The sequence below is a fragment of the Bartonella rattaustraliani AUST/NH4 genome (assembly GCF_000312565.1).
GTDB lineage: Bacteria > Pseudomonadota > Alphaproteobacteria > Rhizobiales > Rhizobiaceae > Bartonella > Bartonella rattaustraliani.
This window is the reverse complement of the sequence record NZ_CALW02000079.1, coordinates 1-1,362: the sequence shown is the minus strand read 5'-3', so window position 1 is coordinate 1,362 and position 1,362 is coordinate 1. Positions and strand designations below refer to the sequence as shown.

Genomic DNA, 1,362 nt, shown 5'->3' with positions numbered 1-1,362 from the left:
AGAGGCGTAATCATGGCCGGGACATTGGTTGAAGGGAAATCCTACGACAATATAGAAGAGCGGATAGAAGAGCTTAAGCGGCTCTTTCCTGAGGCTGTGGTCGAGGGGAGATTAGACGAAGATGTTTTGCGCACATTGCTTGGTGATGAATTTGACAATGAGCATGAGAAATACCGCTTTGAATGGAAGGGCAAACAAGAGAGCCTAAAGCTTGCGCAAAGGCGCTCCAGCGCGACATTGCGCCCTGATTTTGCCGCAAGCAAAGATTGGGAGACGACTGAAAACCTCTATATTGAGGGCGATAATCTAGAAGTGATGAAGCTTCTGCAAAGAGCCTATTTGCGGCAAGTGAAGATGATCTATATCGACCCGCCTTATAACACCGGCAATGATTTTGTTTATCATGACGATTTTAAAGACCCAGTAGCAAATTATAAGGAACTCACTGGCCAAACCCTTCGCGCCAACCCTGAGACAACGGGGCGTTATCATTCCAACTGGCTGAATATGATGTATCCGCGGCTTTTGATTGCGCGAAGCCTACTACGCGACGACGGGGTGATTTTTATCTCGATTGATGATCACGAGGTGCATAATTTGCGCAAACTTTGCGATGAGGTGTTTGGTGAGGAAAACTTCATTGCTAACTTTCTATGGAAAAAGAAGAGTACGACTTCTAATGTAAAAGATGCACAAATCAGTTCTCAAGTTGACTATCAACTTTGCTACGGCCGATCTATTCTATCTAGAATTAAACAACGAATTAAAACCGCTGCAGACCGAAGCTATCCTCATCAAGATGTAGAAGGCAGCTATCGCACAGCCGTAATAGAAAAGAAAGATTCTGGCACCTACAAACGAGAAACAATGAGGTACAAAATCTTGGGGCATCCACCAAGGGAAGGCAAGCGCTGGCAGATTGGTGCCGATACAGCTGCTGCGTTAGCTGCTAAAAATCGTTTCTTATGGGATGGCGAAAAAATCTTATTAAAGGTCTATGACTTTGAGGATAACGCTTCTTATTCGGCACAGCCCAATCTTTTGGATGATCATGGAACGAGCGAAAGCGGTGCAAAAGCTGCTAATATAGAGTTGTTCAATGTGCCGGAAATATTTGACAATCCTAAACCCGTAGAATTGCTTAAGCATCTTCTTGCTATTGTAACTTCAGATGACGATCTTATCTTAGACTTTTTCTCTGGCTCAGCCACGACGGCGCATGCGGTGATACAGCTGAATGCCGAAGATGGCGGCAAGCGGCGCTTTATCATGGTGCAGCTTCCCGAAAAAACAGATGAACAATCAGAAGCCTATAAAGCGGGTTATAAAACCATAGCTGATATTGGCCGTGAGCGTATCCGC

General features: G+C 45.0%; 1 protein-coding gene. It reads left to right on the top strand.

The window, feature by feature from the left end; genetic code table 11:
• Positions 1 to 12: 12 nt before the first annotated feature.
• Positions 13 to 1,362 (top strand): site-specific DNA-methyltransferase (locus BN67_RS10225; protein WP_019223985.1); only part of this gene is annotated, 1,350 nt, incomplete at its 3' end.